Consider the following 16,293-nt stretch of genomic DNA (forward strand, 5'->3'; position numbering starts at 1 on the left):
AATGAGTATTTTAAAAGTAACAAATTTGCAAAAATATTATGGAACTCATCATGTTTTAAAAAATATTAATTTAGAGGTAAAACAAAAAGAAGTTGTTGTGATCCTAGGTCCGAGTGGCTGTGGAAAATCAACTTTTTTAAGATGTATTAATGGATTAGAAGAAATTGCAGACGGAACGATACAAATTGGTCAGGATAAAATCGATAAAAATTTTAAAGATTGGACAAGGGTGCGTCAAAAAGTAGGCATGGTGTTTCAATCTTATGAATTATTTGAACATTTAAGTGTTAAAGATAATATACTTTTAGGCCCTTTAAAGGTGCAAAAAAGATCCAAAGAAGAAGTTTTAGAAGAGGCTAAAATATGGCTTGAAAAGGTAGGGCTAATCCATAAACTAGACGCTTTTCCTAGAGAATTAAGTGGGGGGCAAAAACAAAGAATTGCTATAGTAAGAAGCCTTTGTATGAATCCAGAACTCATGCTTTTTGATGAGGTAACGGCAGCACTTGATCCTGAAATTGTTCGTGAAGTTTTAGAAGTTATGTTAAATTTAGCTAAAGATGGTATGACTATGTTAATTGTTACACACGAGATGGGCTTTGCCAAAGCAGTTGCTGATAAAATAGTTTTTATGGATAATGGCGAAGTGATTGAGGAGAATAACCCGCATGATTTTTTTGAAAATCCTAAAAGCGAAAGGGCGAAAAAATTTTTAAATTTGTTTGATTATCATAAATAATTTTATGATAATATTCTTTTTTAGAGAATATCTGGTTAAATTAATAAATATTTTCTTGACAAAATGTTTTTTTTAATATATAATTCGTCTTTTAAAAATTTTGATTCTAAATTTTAGGACGTAAGATTTGCTGGTTTAGCTCAGTTGGTAGAGCAGCTGCCTTGTAAGCAGCAGGTCGGGGGTTCAAGTCCCTTAACCAGCTCCATATTTATTTTTTTAACAGTGTTTGACCAGATATTTTATATGGTGACAATGGTGAGTTACTCAAGTGGCCAACGAGGGCAGACTGTAAATCTGCTGGCTTTCGCCTTCCGTGGTTCGAATCCACGACTCACCACCATGCTTTGCGGGAGTAGCTCAGTTGGCTAGAGCATCAGCCTTCCAAGCTGAGGGTCGCGGGTTCGAGTCCCGTTTCCCGCTCCAATGTTTAACTGGGAGCTGTGTTTTCATTATAACTACAGTATATTCCCATAATTTTTTTTCAGTTGTCTGTATTATATTGGTTTTCTGAGCGCTCGTATGGCTCAGAGGTAGAGCACTCCCTTGGTAAGGGAGAGGTCGCGGGTTCAATTCCCGCTATGAGCTCCATTGTTTTATTGAAAAGATTATAAATATAGACTTGGTTTTGCTTACATTTATTTTTATATTGGAGGAAAAAAATGGCTAAAGAAAAATTTTCACGTAATAAGCCACACGTAAATATAGGTACTATCGGTCACGTTGACCATGGTAAGACTACTTTGACAGCTGCTATTTCTGCTGTTCTTTCAAGAAGAGGTTTGGCAGAGCTTAAAGATTATGATAATATTGATAATGCTCCTGAAGAAAAAGAACGTGGTATTACCATTGCTACTTCTCATATTGAATATGAAACAGAAAATCGTCACTATGCACACGTTGATTGTCCAGGTCACGCTGACTATGTTAAAAATATGATTACAGGTGCTGCACAAATGGACGGTGCGATTCTTGTTGTTTCTGCAGCAGATGGCCCAATGCCACAAACTAGAGAGCATATTCTACTTTCTCGTCAAGTTGGTGTTCCATATATAGTTGTTTTCATGAATAAAGCAGATATGGTTGATGATGCTGAACTTTTAGAGTTAGTTGAAATGGAAATTAGAGAATTATTAAGCTCTTATGATTTCCCAGGAGATGATACTCCAATTATTTCTGGTTCTGCATTAAAAGCTCTTGAAGAAGCTAAAGCTGGTCAAGATGGCGAGTGGTCTAAAAAAGTATTGGATCTAATGGCAGCAGTTGATAGCTATATTCCAACTCCAACTCGTGATACTGAAAAAGATTTCTTAATGCCAATTGAAGATGTTTTCTCAATTTCTGGACGTGGTACGGTTGTTACCGGAAGAATTGAAAAAGGTGTAGTTAAAGTAGGTGATACTATTGAAATTGTTGGTATTAAAGATACACAAACTACTACTGTTACCGGCGTTGAAATGTTTAGAAAAGAAATGGATCAAGGTGAAGCTGGAGATAACGTAGGTGTTCTTCTTCGTGGTACTAAAAAAGAAGAAGTTATTCGTGGAATGGTTCTTGCAAAACCAAAATCAATTACTCCTCATACTGATTTTGAAGCTGAAGTTTATATTTTAAATAAAGATGAAGGTGGTAGACATACTCCATTCTTTAACAATTATAGACCTCAATTCTATGTGAGAACAACAGACGTTACAGGTTCTATTAAATTAGCAGATGGCGTTGAAATGGTTATGCCAGGTGAAAACGTAAGAATTACAGTAAGCTTGATAGCTCCAGTAGCTCTTGAAGAAGGAACACGTTTTGCTATTCGTGAAGGTGGTAAAACAGTTGGTTCTGGTGTTGTTTCTAAAATAATTAAATAAATATTATAAGAAAGTCAAGTTTTTTATACTTGACTTTTGTTTTAAGGGAAAAAAATGAGAATTAAAGTTGGTTTAAAATGTGAAGAGTGTGGTGATATCAATTACAGCACTTATAAAAATAGTAAAAATACAACTGAAAAGTTAGAATTAAAAAAATATTGTCCAAGATTAAAAAAACATACACTTCATAAAGAAGTAAAATTAAAAAGTTAAGCTCTTAGGGCAATAGCTCTAACGGTAGAGCGTCGGATTCCAAATCCGCAGGTTGGGGGTTCGAATCCCTCTTGCCCTGCCATATTAAGGTTTATATAAATGGAAAAATTAATAACTTATTTTAAATTATCAAAGGCTGAACTAAGGAAAGTAATTTTTCCTTTAAAAGAACAGGTGCGAAATGCTTATATTACTGTTTTTATAGTAGTTGCGGTTATTTCAGTATTTTTGGCATTAGTAGATTGGATTATGTCATCTATTGTTTCTTTGGTTGTATAAGGAGATAATGGTGAATACTTATAAATGGTATGCAATTCAAACTTATGCTGGTAGTGAAATGGCTGTAAAAAGAGCTATTGAAAATTTAGTTAAAGATAATGGTATTGAGGATAGACTAAAAGAAATAGTTGTTCCAACAGAAGATGTTATCGAATTTAAAAATGGAAAAGAAAAAATTAGTGAAAGAAGTTTGTATTCAGGATACGTGTTTGCAAATCTTGATTTAAATACGGAACTTTGGCACCGAATTCAATCTCTTCCAAAAGTAGGACGTTTTATTGGGGAATCAAAAAAACCAACCCCTTTAACAGAAAAAGATATCAATTTAATTTTGGAAAAAGTTCATAATCGTGCAGCTCCTAAACCAAAAATTTCTTTTGAAGAAGGAGAAAATGTAAGAATCACTGAAGGCCCATTTGCGAATTTTACTGCTATTGTAGAAGAATATGATATGGTTAGAGGTTTATTAAAATTAAATGTTTCTATTTTTGGACGTTCAACTCCAGTGGAGATTTTGTATTCTCAAGTTGAGAAAATAATTTAAATTTATTAAGGAGAATTGTTATGGCTAAGAAAGTTGTAGGCGAAATTAAATTACAAATTGCTGCCACTAAAGCAAATCCATCGCCACCAGTTGGCCCTGCTTTAGGACAGCAAGGTGTTAATATTATGGAATTTTGTAAAGCTTTTAATGAAAGAACAAAGGATATGGCAGGTTTTAATATCCCTGTTGTTATCACAGTTTATGCAGATAAGAGTTTTACTTTTATTACAAAACAACCACCAGCTACAGATTTAATCAAAAAAGCAGCTGGTATTTCTAAAGGCACAGATAATCCTTTAAAAAATAAAGTGGGTAAATTAACTCGTGCTCAAGTTTTAGAAATTGTTGATAAAAAAATTGCGGATTTAAACACTAAAGATAGAGAACAAGCAGCAAAAATTATTGCTGGTTCAGCTCGTTCTATGGGTGTTGAAATCGTTGATTAATCCTTTTGACCGCTAAAGTAAAAAGCGGTAGCACTTTAAAAATGCGGAGAGTATAAAAATGGCTAAAATGGTAAAAAGATTAAAAAATTTATTAGAGAAAATTGATTCAAATAAAATTTACAGTCTTAATGAGGCAATAGAAACAGTTAAAGAGTTAAAATCAGCAAAATTTGATGAAACTGTCGAAATTGCTTTAAAATTAAACGTTGATCCAAGACATGCTGATCAAATGGTAAGAGGATCTGTTGTACTTCCTGCTGGAACAGGCAAAAAAGTTCGTGTAGCTGTTATTGCAAAAGATGCTAAAGCAGACGAAGCTAAAAATGCTGGAGCAGATATTGTTGGAAGCGATGATTTAGTTGAAGAAATTCAAAAAGGAAATATGAATTTTGACGTATTGATTGCGACTCCAAATTTAATGGGTTTAGTAGGTAAAGTAGGTAGAATTTTAGGTCCTAAAGGTTTAATGCCAAATCCAAAAACTGGAACAGTAACTATGGATGTTGCACAAGCTGTAAATAACGCTAAGAGTGGGCAAGTAAATTTTAGAGTTGATAAACAAGGAAATATCCATGCTGGACTTGGAAAAGTAAGTTTTTCTAAAGAGCAATTATGGGATAATATCTCAACTTTTATAAAAGCTATTAACAAACATAAACCAGCTGCAGCAAAAGGTAGATATATTAAAAGCGCTGCTTTGTCTTTAACTATGAGTCCATCGGTAAAACTTGAAATTCAAGAGTTACTTGATATGAAATAAAGAGTTGTCAAAAACTCTTTATTTTTTTTGAAATAAACATTTGAGAAAATGTTAATTTTTTGAAATGTTTATTTTAGATTGAAGATAGTCGAGGCGTAAGCTTAATTGGAAAATTTCCTCTCTACTTGAAATCTCAATCGGAAAGGAGAAAATGTGACTAGAAGCGAAAAAGTTGAAGTTATTGCTAAGCTTGAAGAAAATTTCAAAGCTAGTGAAGCTATTATAGTTTGCGACTATAAGGGTTTATCTACTAAGAAATTGGAAGAACTTAGAAATAATGCAAGAGAAAATAATGTAAAAGTTCAAATTATTAAAAATACTTTGGCTAACATTGCTCTTAATAATTCCGGAAAAACAGGTCTAGTTCTTAAAGATACCAATATTTATCTTTGGGGAGAAGATCAACTTAGTGTTTCAAAAGTAGCTGCTAAATTTGAAGAAAACAATGAAAAATTTCAAATTAAAACTGCTTTTGTTGATGGTGAAGTTGCAGACGTTGCTAAGGTTAAAGCCTTGGCTAAAATGCCTTCACGCAATGAGTTGCTTGCTATGCTTTTGCAAGTTTGGAAAGCGCCAATTGCCAACTTTACTATTGGTTTAAATGCGCTAAAAAATAAAAAAGAAACTGAATAAAAAGGATTTAAAATGGCAATTTCAAAAGAAGATGTATTAGAATATATTTCAAATTTAAGTGTTCTTGAGCTTTCTGAGCTTGTAAAAGAATTTGAAGAGAAATTTGGTGTATCAGCTGCTCCGGTAATGGTAGCTGGCGGTGCAGCAGCAGGTGGCGGTGCAGCAGCTGCTGAGGAAAAAACAGAATTTGATATTGTTTTAACTGACGGCGGTGCTAAAAAAATCGAAGTAATTAAAATCGTTAGAGCTTTAACAGGTCTTGGACTTAAAGAAGCTAAAGATGCTGTAGAGCAAACTCCTTCAACTTTAAAAGAAGGTGTAGCTAAAGCTGAGGCAGAAGAAGCTAAAAAACAACTTGAAGAAGCTGGTGCTAAAGTAGAACTTAAATAATTTAATTTTTTAAATTGGATTTAGTTTAAGAAGATTTGTTTTTAACAAGTCTTCTTTTTTTTGTTTTTACCTAGTTTTTAGGTCTTCTTTTTTAAATTTACAAAATTTACCATGAGGTATATGCAAATGTTAGATAATAAATTAAGAAATCGTTTAAGAGTAGATTTCTCCAATATTTCAAAACAAATAGAAATTCCAAATCTTTTACAATTACAAAAAGCTAGTTTTGATTATTTTTTAAATTTTAATAATGGTGAAAGTGGTATAGAAAAAGTTTTTAAATCAATTTTTCCAATACATGATCCGCAAAATAGATTGAGTCTAGAATATGTAAATAGTGAAATAGGCAAACCAAAATACACTATTCGCGAATGTATGGAAAGAGGTTTAACTTACTCTGTAAATTTAAAAATGAAAATCCGTCTTACTTTACATGAAAGAGATGAAAAGACAGGTGAGAAAGTTGGTATAAAAGATATTAAAGAGCAAGAAATTTATATCAGAGAAATTCCATTAATGACAGATCGTGTGTCTTTTATTATTAATGGAGTAGAAAGAGTTGTTGTTAATCAGCTTCATAGAAGTCCCGGTGTAATTTTTAAAGAAGAAGAAAGTTCAACAGTAGCTAATAAGCTTGTTTATACGGCGCAAATTATTCCTGATCGTGGTTCTTGGTTGTATTTCGAATATGACGCTAAAGATGTGCTTTATGTGAGAATTAACAAAAGAAGAAAAGTGCCTATAACTATGCTTTTTAGAGCATTAGGGTATAAAAAACAAGATATTATAAAGCTATTTTACCCTATTCAAACAATCCATGTTAAAAAAGATAAATTCTTGACCGAATTTAATCCTAGTGATTTTATGGATAGAATAGAATACGATATTAAAGATGAAAAAGGTAAAGTTGTCCATCAAGCGGGAAAAAGATTGACAAAGAAAAAAGCCGAGCAATTGATTAAAGATGGATTGAAATGGATAGAGTATCCAGTAGAGGTTTTATTGAATCGTTATTTGGCAAATCCTATTTTTGATAAAAATAGTGGCGAAATGCTTTTTGATTCTCTAACGCTTATCGATGAAAGCAAACTTGCAAAAATTAAAGAGCAAAAAAGTTTTGAAATTGCAAATGATTTAGCTAATGGTGTAGATACTGCTATTATCAACTCATTTATACAAGATAATGAAACTTTAAAACTATTAAAACAAACTGAAAATATTGAAGATGAAAATGATCTAGCTGCAATAAGAATTTATAAAGTTATGAGACCTGGTGAACCAGTAGTTAAAGATGCGGCAAAAACTTTCGTTAATGATTTATTTTTCAATCCAGAAAGATACGATTTAACCAAAGTTGGCCGTATGAAAATGAATCATAAATTAGGTCTTGATGTTCCTGAATATGTAACCGTTTTAACCAATGAAGATATTATTAAAACTGCAAAGTATTTGATCAAGGTTAAAAATGGCAAGGGTCATATTGATGATAGAGATCATTTAGGAAATCGTCGTATTAGATCTATAGGTGAACTTTTGGCTAATGAGCTTCATTTAGGATTGGCAAAAATGCAAAAAGCTATCCGAGATAAATTCACCTCTTTAAATTCGGATATTGATAAAGTTATGCCTTATGATTTGATTAATCCTAAGATGATCACTACAACAATTATTGAATTTTTCACAGGTGGACAACTTTCTCAATTTATGGATCAAACAAACCCGCTAAGCGAGATCACTCATAAGCGTCGTTTATCTGCGCTTGGTGAAGGAGGACTTGTTAAAGAAAGAGCAGGTTTTGAAGTTAGAGATGTTCATGCGACTCATTATGGTAGAATTTGTCCAGTAGAAACCCCAGAAGGGCAAAATATTGGTTTGATTAATACTCTTTCAACTTATGCTAAAGTGAATGAACTCGGTTTTGTTGAAGCACCTTATAAAAAAGTTGAAAATGGAAAAGTTACTGATGAAATTGTTTATTTAACTGCTACACAAGAAGAAGGTTTATTTATTGCACCTGCTTCCACTAAGGTAGATGCTAAGGGTAATATCGTTGAAGAATTCGTTGAAGCAAGACAAGATGGAGAAACAATTCTAGCTAAAAGAGAAGAAGTTCAACTTATCGATCTTTGTTCAGGTATGGTTGTTGGGGTTGCAGCTTCTTTGATTCCTTTCTTGGAGCATGATGATGCAAACAGGGCTTTGATGGGTTCTAATATGCAACGTCAAGCTGTTCCTCTTTTAACTTCAAGTGCTCCTATTGTAGGTACTGGAATGGAGAGTACTATTGCGCGTGATGCTTGGGAAGCTGTTAAAGCTAAGCGTGGCGGTGTAGTAGAAAAAGTAGATAATAAAAGTATTTTTATCTTGGGTGAAGATGAAAAAGGTCCTTTTATCGATCACTATATTATGGAGAAAAATTTACGCACTAACCAAAATACAAATTATATTCAACATCCTATTGTCAAAAAGGGAGAAGTGGTTAAAGCAGGGCAAATTATTGCTGATGGTCCTTCTATGGATCAAGGGGAATTGGCTATCGGAAAAAATGCTTTAATTGCTTTTATGCCTTGGAATGGTTATAACTATGAGGATGCTATCGTAGTAAGTGAAAGAATTATTCGTGAAGATACATTCACAAGCGTTCATATCTATGAAAAAGAAATTGAAGCTAGAGAATTAAAAGATGGTATAGAAGAAATCACCAAAGATATACCAAATGTTAAAGAAGAAGATGTTGCTCATTTAGATGAAAGTGGAATTGCAAAAATAGGAACTCATATTAAACCAGGTATGATTTTGGTTGGAAAAGTTTCACCAAAAGGCGAGGTTAAGCCAACACCAGAGGAAAGACTTTTAAGAGCTATTTTTGGTGAAAAAGCAGGCCATGTCGTAAATAAGTCTTTGTATGCTACTGCTTCATTAGAAGGTGTAGTTGTAGATGTAAAAATATTTACTAAAAAAGGTTATGAAAAAGACGAAAGAGCTTTAAAAGCGTATGATAAAGAAAAAATGTCTTTAGAAAAAGAACATCACGATAGACTTTTGATGATGGATAGAGAGGAAATGCTTAGAGTTTGCGCTTTATTGTCTAAATCAACTTTAACCAGCAGTCAAAAAATCGGTGATAAAACTTATAAAAAAGGTGAGAAAGCTGATTTAAGCGATTTAGAAAAAATCAATCGTTTTACACTTACTACTATTATTAAAGCTTATTCTAAAGAAGTTCAAAAACAATATGAAGATTTGAAAAATCATTTCCAAAATGAAAAGAAAAAACTAAAAGCTGAACATGATGAAAAACTTGAAATTTTAGAAAAAGATGATATCTTACCAAGTGGAGTAGTAAAACTTGTAAAAGTTTATATTGCTACAAAACGAAAGCTAAAAGTGGGCGATAAAATGGCAGGACGCCATGGAAATAAAGGTATTGTTTCTACCATAATCCCAGAAGTTGATATGCCTTATCTTGCAAATGGAAAAAGTGTAGATATTGCACTCAATCCTTTAGGGGTTCCAAGTCGTATGAATATAGGTCAAATTTTGGAAAGTCATTTAGGACTTGTTGGATTAAGACTTGGGGAGCAAATTCAAGAAATCTTTGATAGAAAACAAAAAGATTTCATTAAAGAATTAAGAGCAAAAATGCTTGAAATTTGTTCTATTCCAAGACTTGCAAATGAAAAAGAATTTATTAAAAAATTAAGCGATGAAGAACTTTTAGATTATGCTAGAGATTGGAGCAAGGGGGTTAAATTTGCAACTCCTGTTTTCGAAGGTGTCAATATAGAGGAATTTAAAAAATTGTTTGAATTAGCAAAAATTGACATGGATGGAAAAACAGAGCTTTACGATGGAAGAACCGGTGAAAAGATAGCAGAGCGTGTTCATGTGGGATGTATGTATATGTTAAAACTTCACCACTTAGTCGATGAAAAAGTTCATGCAAGAAGTACAGGACCTTACAGTCTTGTAACCCAACAACCAGTTGGTGGTAAAGCACTTTTTGGAGGTCAAAGATTTGGAGAAATGGAAGTGTGGGCGCTTGAAGCTTATGGAGCGGCACATACTTTAAGAGAAATGCTAACTATTAAATCAGATGACGTAGAGGGTAGATTTAATGCTTATAAAGCAATTACCAAAGGAGAGAATGTTCCAGCGACAGGAATTCCTGAAACATTTTTTGTTTTAACTAATGAACTTAAATCACTTGCATTAGATGTTGAGATTTTTGATAAGGATGAGGACAATGAGTAAATTTAAAGTCATAGAAGTAAAAGAAGATGCTAGACCTAGAGATTTTGAAGCTTTTCAACTAAGGCTTGCTAGTCCTGAAAAAATAAAATCTTGGTCTTATGGAGAAGTAAAAAAACCAGAAACGATCAATTATAGAACTTTAAAACCTGAAAGAGACGGTCTTTTTTGTGCTAAAATTTTTGGTCCTATCCGTGATTATGAATGTCTTTGCGGTAAATATAAAAAAATGCGTTTTAAAGGTGTTAAATGTGAAAAATGTGGCGTTGAAGTTGCTAATTCTAAAGTTCGTCGCTCAAGAATGGGGCATATTGAACTTGTAACTCCAGTAGCGCATATTTGGTATGTGAATTCTTTACCAAGTCGTATAGGCACACTTTTAGGCGTAAAGATGAAAGACCTTGAGCGTGTGCTTTATTATGAAGCTTATATTGTTGAAAATGCTGGTGATGCATATTATGATAATGAAAATACTAAAAAAGTTGAATATTGTGATGTTTTAAATGAAGAACAATATCAAAATTTAATGCAGCGTTATGAAAGTAGCGGTTTTAAAGCAAGAATGGGTGGAGAGGTTGTTCGAGATTTATTGGCTAATTTGGATCTTGTAGCTCTTTTAAATCAATTAAAAGAAGAAATGGCCGCAACTAATTCAGAAGCAAAGAAAAAGACTATCATTAAACGTTTAAAAGTGGTTGAGAATTTTTTAAATTCAAATTCTAACACTGATGTTGATAGTGAAAATGCAGTTCCTAATCGCCCAGAATGGATGATGATAACTAATTTACCAGTATTGCCACCAGATTTGCGTCCTTTGGTTGCCTTAGATGGTGGAAAATTTGCGGTTTCTGATGTAAATGATTTATATCGTCGTGTTATCAATAGAAATACTCGTCTTAAAAAGCTTATGGAACTTGATGCACCAGAAATCATTATAAGAAATGAAAAAAGAATGCTTCAAGAAGCAGTAGATGCTTTATTTGATAATGGTCGTCGTGCTAATGCAGTTAAAGGAGCCAATAAGCGTCCTTTAAAATCTTTAAGTGAAATTATCAAAGGTAAGCAAGGACGTTTTAGACAAAACTTGCTTGGAAAAAGGGTTGACTTTTCGGGACGTAGTGTTATTGTTGTAGGTCCAAAATTAAGAATGGATCAATGCGGTCTGCCTAAAAAAATGGCTTTAGAGCTTTTTAAACCACATTTATTAGCTAAGCTTGAAGAAAAAGGTTACGCAACAACCGTTAAACAAGCAAAAAAAATGATAGAGAATAAAACCAATGAAGTTTGGGAATGTTTAGAAGAGGTTGTAAAAGGTCATCCTGTTATGTTAAACCGTGCTCCAACTTTACATAAGCTTTCTATTCAAGCTTTTCATCCGGTTTTAGTTGAAGGTAAAGCGATACAATTACATCCTTTAGTATGTGCTGCTTTTAATGCAGACTTTGATGGGGATCAAATGGCAGTACATGTGCCGCTTTCTCAAGAAGCCATTGCAGAATGTAAGGTGCTTATGCTTTCTTCGATGAATATTCTTTTACCAGCGAGTGGTAAATCAGTAACTGTTCCTTCGCAAGATATGGTTTTGGGGATTTATTATCTTTCCTTGGAAAAAGCAGAAGCAAAAGGATCTCATAAAATTTGCACAGGCATTGATGAAGTAATGATGGCACTTGAAAGCAAATGTTTAGATATTCATGCAAGCATACAAACTGTTGTTGATGGTAGAAAGATTACAACGACAGCTGGAAGACTTATTATAAAATCTATTTTACCTGATTTTGTTCCTGAAGCTAACTGGAATAAAGTTTTAAAGAAAAAAGATATAGCAGCACTTGTTGATTATGTTTATAAGCAAGGTGGATTGGAAATCACAGCTAATTTCTTAGATAGACTCAAGAATTTAGGTTTTGAATATGCCACAAAAGCGGGTGTTTCTATCTCTATAGCAGATATTATTGTTCCTGATGATAAGCAAAAGGCTATTGATGCAGCTAAAAAGCAAGTTAGGGAAATTCAAAATTCTTATAATCTTGGTTTAATAACCTCTGGAGAGAGATATAATAAGATTATTGATATTTGGAAAAGTACAAATAATCTTCTTTCAAAAGAAATGATGAAGTTGGTTGAAAAAGATAAAGATGGCTTTAACTCCATTTATATGATGGCGGATTCTGGAGCTAGGGGTAGTGCAGCGCAAATTTCTCAGCTTGCTGCAATGAGGGGACTTATGACTAAGCCAGATGGTTCTATTATTGAAACTCCTATTATTTCAAATTTCCGCGAAGGTTTGAATGTGCTTGAGTATTTTATATCTACTCACGGTGCTAGAAAAGGTCTTGCAGATACAGCACTTAAAACTGCAAATGCAGGTTATTTGACAAGAAAATTAATTGATGTTGCACAAAATGTGAAAATTACCATGGAAGATTGTGGTACACACGAGGGAGTAGAAATCAATGAAATTACTGCCGATAGTTCTATAATAGAAACATTGGAAGAAAGAGTTTTAGGAAGAGTTTTAGCAGAGGATGTGATCGATCCTATTACAAATTCTGTTCTCTTTACAGAAGGTACTTTGATTGATGAAGAAAAAGCAAGAATGTTTAGTGAGAATGGCATTAAGAGTGTGAATATCCGAACTCCAATTACTTGTAAAGCTAAAAAAGGAATTTGTGCTAAATGTTATGGTGTAAATCTTGGTGAAGGAAAACTCGTTAAGCCAGGTGAAGCTGTTGGTATTATTTCTGCACAGTCTATTGGAGAGCCTGGTACTCAGCTTACGTTAAGAACTTTCCATAGCGGCGGGACTGCAAGTACAGATTTGCAAGATAGACAAGTTAGTGCTCAAAAAGAAGGTTTTATAAGATTTTATAATTTAAAAACTTATAAAAACAAAGAAGGAAAAATAATAGTTGCAAATCGTAGAAATGCAGCTATTTTATTAGTAGAACCAAAAATAAAAGCTCCATTTAAAGGGGTAATCAGTATAGAAAATATCCATGAAGATGTGATTGTTTCCATTAAGGATAAAAAGCAAGAAATTAAATATACGCTTAGAAAATATGATCTGGCAAAAGCAAATGAGTTGGCAGGAGTTAGTGGAAATATAGATGGCAAATTATATCTTCCTTATCAAAATGGTACCGAAGTTGATGAAAATGAAAGCATTGTAGAGGTTATCAAGGAAGGATGGAATATTCCTAATCGTATTCCATTTGCAAGTGAAATTTTAGTTAAAGATGGTGATCCAGTTGTACAAAATATCAAAGCAGGTGAAAAAGGCACCTTGAAATTTTATGTTCTTAAGGGCGATGGTCTTGATAGAGTTAAAAACGTTAAAAAAGGTGATATAGTTAAAGAGAAAGGTTTCTTTGTTGTTATTGCCGATGAAAATGGAAGAGAAGCAAAAAGGCATTATATTCCAAGAGAATCAAAAATTGAATTCAATGATAGTGCCCTTATTGAAGATTCTAGTGTTATCATAGCGAGTGCTCCAAAAAAAGAAAGTATTGTTATTGCAGAATGGGATGCTTATAACAATACCGTTATTGCTGAAATTGATGGAACTATAAGTTTTGAAGATATTGAGGCAGGTTATAGTGCCGATGAACAAGTTGATGAAGCAACAGGTAAGCGATCTTTAGTGATCAATGAATATCTTCCAAGTGGCGTTAGACCAACTTTAGTGATTGCTGGAAAAGGTAATAAGGCGGTGCGTTATCAATTAGAGCCAAAAACGGTTATTTTTGTACATGATGGTGATAAGGTTTCACAAGCTGATATTTTGGCAAAAATTCCAAAAGCCGCTGCAAAATCTAAAGATATTACAGGAGGTCTTCCAAGAGTTTCCGAGCTATTTGAGGCAAGAAAGCCAAAAAATGCCGCTGTGATTGCTGAAATTGATGGTGTAGTTCGTTTTGATAAACCATTGCGTTCAAAAGAAAGAATAGTAATTCAGGCGGAAGATGGCACAAGTGTTGAATATTTAATTGATAAATCAAAACATATACAAGTTAGAGATGGTGAATTTATACACGCTGGAGAAAAACTAACCGATGGTGTGGTTTCAAGTCATGATATACTTAAAATTTTGGGTGAAAAGGCCTTGCATTATTATTTAATTTCTGAAATTCAGCAAGTTTATAGAGGACAAGGTGTTGTGATTTCAGATAAACATATTGAAGTTATTGTTTCACAAATGTTAAGGCAAGTAAAAGTTGTTGATAGTGGGCATACTAAATTTATAGAAGGTGATTTAATATCTAGACGTAAATTTAGGGAAGAAAATGAAAGAATTATGAGAATGGGTGGAGAACCAGCTATTGCAGAACCTGTTCTCTTAGGTGTTACAAGAGCTGCGATTGGAAGTGATAGTGTGATTTCTGCAGCATCTTTCCAAGAAACAACTAAAGTCTTAACCGAAGCTAGTATAGCAGGTAAATTTGATTATCTAGAAGACTTAAAAGAAAATGTTATTTTAGGTAGAATGATTCCTGTAGGAACTGGTCTTTATAGCGAAGAAAAATTTAAATTAAAAGAAAATAATTAAATAGCCAAAAAGGCTATTTAATTTGATAGATTCCTTTCAAACAATTATTCATTTTTTCAATTATATTTAAGAGATTCTATAATAAGTATCTGCGTATTTAAATATCAAAAATACAAATATCCAAGAATTAATAAAATCTTATAAAAATAATTTTTTACTATTATATAATTGATAAGCGTTTATTCTAAATCAAAAAAATAAGAAAATATTAAATATAGCCATGAAATTAAGAAATTATAGTGAGTTTTAGATTAAATGTAGAACTTTATTCAGCATGTTTAGCTGCAAATTTATGTAGTGTAAGAATAAAATGCATAATGTGGAGAGATGAGATGTTATACAATTTGTCAATTTTCAATATTTAATTATATTAAATTTGTATTTAGAAGTTAATTATGAAAAAATCTAGATTTTGATTTAAAAAACGCAATTTATAAAATTTATTGATACAGAAGGTAACATAAATTAAAAATTTAGTCAAAATGTTTATTTGAACTTATGAAAATAAATATTGTTTTACAAAATTTTACTTATTATAAAATAAAAAAGGAAATTGAATGAAAGAAGAATATATTTTTATAGGAGTTGATATAGGTACGACAGGCGTTAGAGCCGCTGCTTATGAAAAAAATGGAACTCTTTTTTATTATGCAGATGAATATTATTCTATTGAAATGCCTAGGCCAAATTATGCAGAACAAAATCATGAATTGATTTTTAATAAAACTAAAAAAGTTATAAAAGAGGTGGCGAATAAACTCTTATATCTTAGAAAAAAACCTCTCGGAATATCTTTAAGTGTAGCCATGCATAGTTTTGCTTTAGCTAAAAAAGATAAATTTTTAAGCAATATGTTAATTTGGGCTGATAGCAGAGCTAGTAAGCTTGTAAAAGATTACAAAGCAAAGAGTGACAATATAAAATATTTTTATGATAAAACTTGCTGTCCTCCTCATTCTTGTTATCCATATTTTAAGATGCTTTACTTTAAACAAAATTATGAAAATTTAGATTTTGATAGAGTTTATTCCTTAAAAGATTATATCTTTGAACAATTAACTGGTTTTTGGTGTATAGATAAATCTTGTGCCTGCGCGAGTGGGTTTTATAATGCGAATGATTTAAATTGGGATGATGATTTACTTTATAGCTTGGGTTTAAAAAAAGAAAATTTACCAGAAGTAAAAGATACTATTTTTAACTTAGGTTTAAAAGAAGAAATTGCAAAAGAGTTAAATCTAGCACCAGGTTTGCCAGTAGTAATAGGATCAAGTGATGGAGTTTTAGTAAATTTGGGTATAAGTTGTTTTAAAGAGGGACAAATGAGTGCTACTATAGGTACTAGTGGAGCTTTGAGGCTTATTAGCAACGGAGTTAAAAAGGATTCAAGTGCTAGAACTTGGTGTTACAATCTCTTAGATGATACTTGGGTAGTTGGAGGAGCTATAAATAATGGCGGAATAGTGCTTAAGTGGCTAAGGGATAAGATTTGTCATTATAGCACAAGTAATCTTGAAAATATAGATATAGATGTATAAAACCGCTTTTCAAATCAAAGTCATTTGACACTTAAAATCAAAGTCAAAAAATACGACTTTGATTTCTAATGCAAAATTTGAGTATATTTTGT

12 protein-coding genes and 5 tRNA genes are annotated in these 16,293 nt (G+C 32.4%); all 17 read left to right on the forward strand.

Going from position 1 to position 16,293, the window contains the following annotated elements; genetic code table 11:
• Position 1: 1 nt before the first annotated feature.
• Entirely contained in the window at positions 2-739 is a 738-nt protein-coding gene (locus CQA75_RS07030; RefSeq protein ID WP_137624314.1) for an amino acid ABC transporter ATP-binding protein, read from the forward strand.
• Positions 740-868: 129 nt separating this feature from the next.
• A tRNA-Thr gene (locus CQA75_RS07035) sits at positions 869-944 on the forward strand.
• Positions 945-993: 49 nt separating this feature from the next.
• Positions 994-1,079: transfer RNA gene (locus CQA75_RS07040), tRNA-Tyr, on the forward strand.
• 6 nt (positions 1,080-1,085) lie between these two features.
• Positions 1,086-1,162 (forward strand) — tRNA-Gly (locus tag CQA75_RS07045).
• 90 nt (positions 1,163-1,252) lie between these two features.
• Positions 1,253-1,327, forward strand: a tRNA-Thr gene (locus CQA75_RS07050).
• 71 nt (positions 1,328-1,398) lie between these two features.
• On the forward strand, positions 1,399-2,598 hold the full coding sequence (gene tuf / locus CQA75_RS07055; protein WP_137622495.1) for an elongation factor Tu: 1,200 nt from the start codon (positions 1,399-1,401) through the stop codon (positions 2,596-2,598).
• Positions 2,599-2,652: 54 nt separating this feature from the next.
• Positions 2,653-2,811 carry a 50S ribosomal protein L33 gene (rpmG, locus tag CQA75_RS07060; protein WP_002793551.1) on the forward strand — a complete coding sequence of 53 codons (159 nt, stop codon included), beginning with the start codon at positions 2,653-2,655 and terminating at the stop codon, positions 2,809-2,811.
• Between the two features lie 6 nt (positions 2,812-2,817).
• Positions 2,818-2,893: transfer RNA gene (locus CQA75_RS07065), tRNA-Trp, on the forward strand.
• A 17-nt stretch (positions 2,894-2,910) separates the two neighbouring features.
• Entirely contained in the window at positions 2,911-3,090 is a 180-nt protein-coding gene (gene secE / locus CQA75_RS07070) for a preprotein translocase subunit SecE (RefSeq protein WP_137624315.1), read from the forward strand.
• A 10-nt stretch (positions 3,091-3,100) separates the two neighbouring features.
• Positions 3,101-3,634, forward strand: coding sequence for a transcription termination/antitermination protein NusG (nusG, locus tag CQA75_RS07075; protein WP_137624316.1), 534 nt, complete (start codon positions 3,101-3,103; stop codon positions 3,632-3,634).
• Positions 3,635-3,654: 20 nt separating this feature from the next.
• A complete protein-coding gene (rplK, locus tag CQA75_RS07080; RefSeq protein WP_066777288.1) occupies positions 3,655-4,080 on the forward strand; it encodes a 50S ribosomal protein L11 in 426 nt (141 codons plus the stop codon).
• Between the two features lie 58 nt (positions 4,081-4,138).
• The gene (rplA, locus tag CQA75_RS07085) at positions 4,139-4,840 is read left to right on the forward strand and encodes a 50S ribosomal protein L1 (RefSeq protein ID WP_137624317.1); all 702 of its coding nucleotides are present in this window, start codon (positions 4,139-4,141) and stop codon (positions 4,838-4,840) included.
• Positions 4,841-4,993: 153 nt separating this feature from the next.
• On the forward strand, positions 4,994-5,473 hold the full coding sequence (rplJ, locus tag CQA75_RS07090) for a 50S ribosomal protein L10 (RefSeq protein WP_137624318.1): 480 nt from the start codon (positions 4,994-4,996) through the stop codon (positions 5,471-5,473).
• 12 nt (positions 5,474-5,485) lie between these two features.
• Positions 5,486-5,863, forward strand: a complete 378-nt coding sequence (gene rplL, locus CQA75_RS07095; protein WP_137624319.1) for a 50S ribosomal protein L7/L12 — start codon at positions 5,486-5,488, stop codon at positions 5,861-5,863.
• Positions 5,864-5,989: 126 nt separating this feature from the next.
• A complete protein-coding gene (gene rpoB / locus CQA75_RS07100) occupies positions 5,990-10,117 on the forward strand; it encodes a DNA-directed RNA polymerase subunit beta (protein ID WP_137624320.1) in 4,128 nt (1,375 codons plus the stop codon).
• A complete protein-coding gene (gene rpoC / locus CQA75_RS07105) occupies positions 10,110-14,663 on the forward strand; it encodes a DNA-directed RNA polymerase subunit beta' (protein ID WP_137624321.1) in 4,554 nt (1,517 codons plus the stop codon). Before rpoB ends, rpoC begins: the two co-directional genes overlap by 8 nt.
• Before the next feature lie 557 nt (positions 14,664-15,220).
• Positions 15,221-16,201, forward strand: coding sequence for an FGGY family carbohydrate kinase (locus CQA75_RS07110; protein ID WP_137624322.1), 981 nt, complete (start codon positions 15,221-15,223; stop codon positions 16,199-16,201).
• Positions 16,202-16,293: the final 92 nt, after the last annotated feature.

This window comes from Campylobacter taeniopygiae (genome assembly GCF_005406225.1).
Lineage (GTDB): Bacteria > Campylobacterota > Campylobacteria > Campylobacterales > Campylobacteraceae > Campylobacter_D > Campylobacter_D taeniopygiae.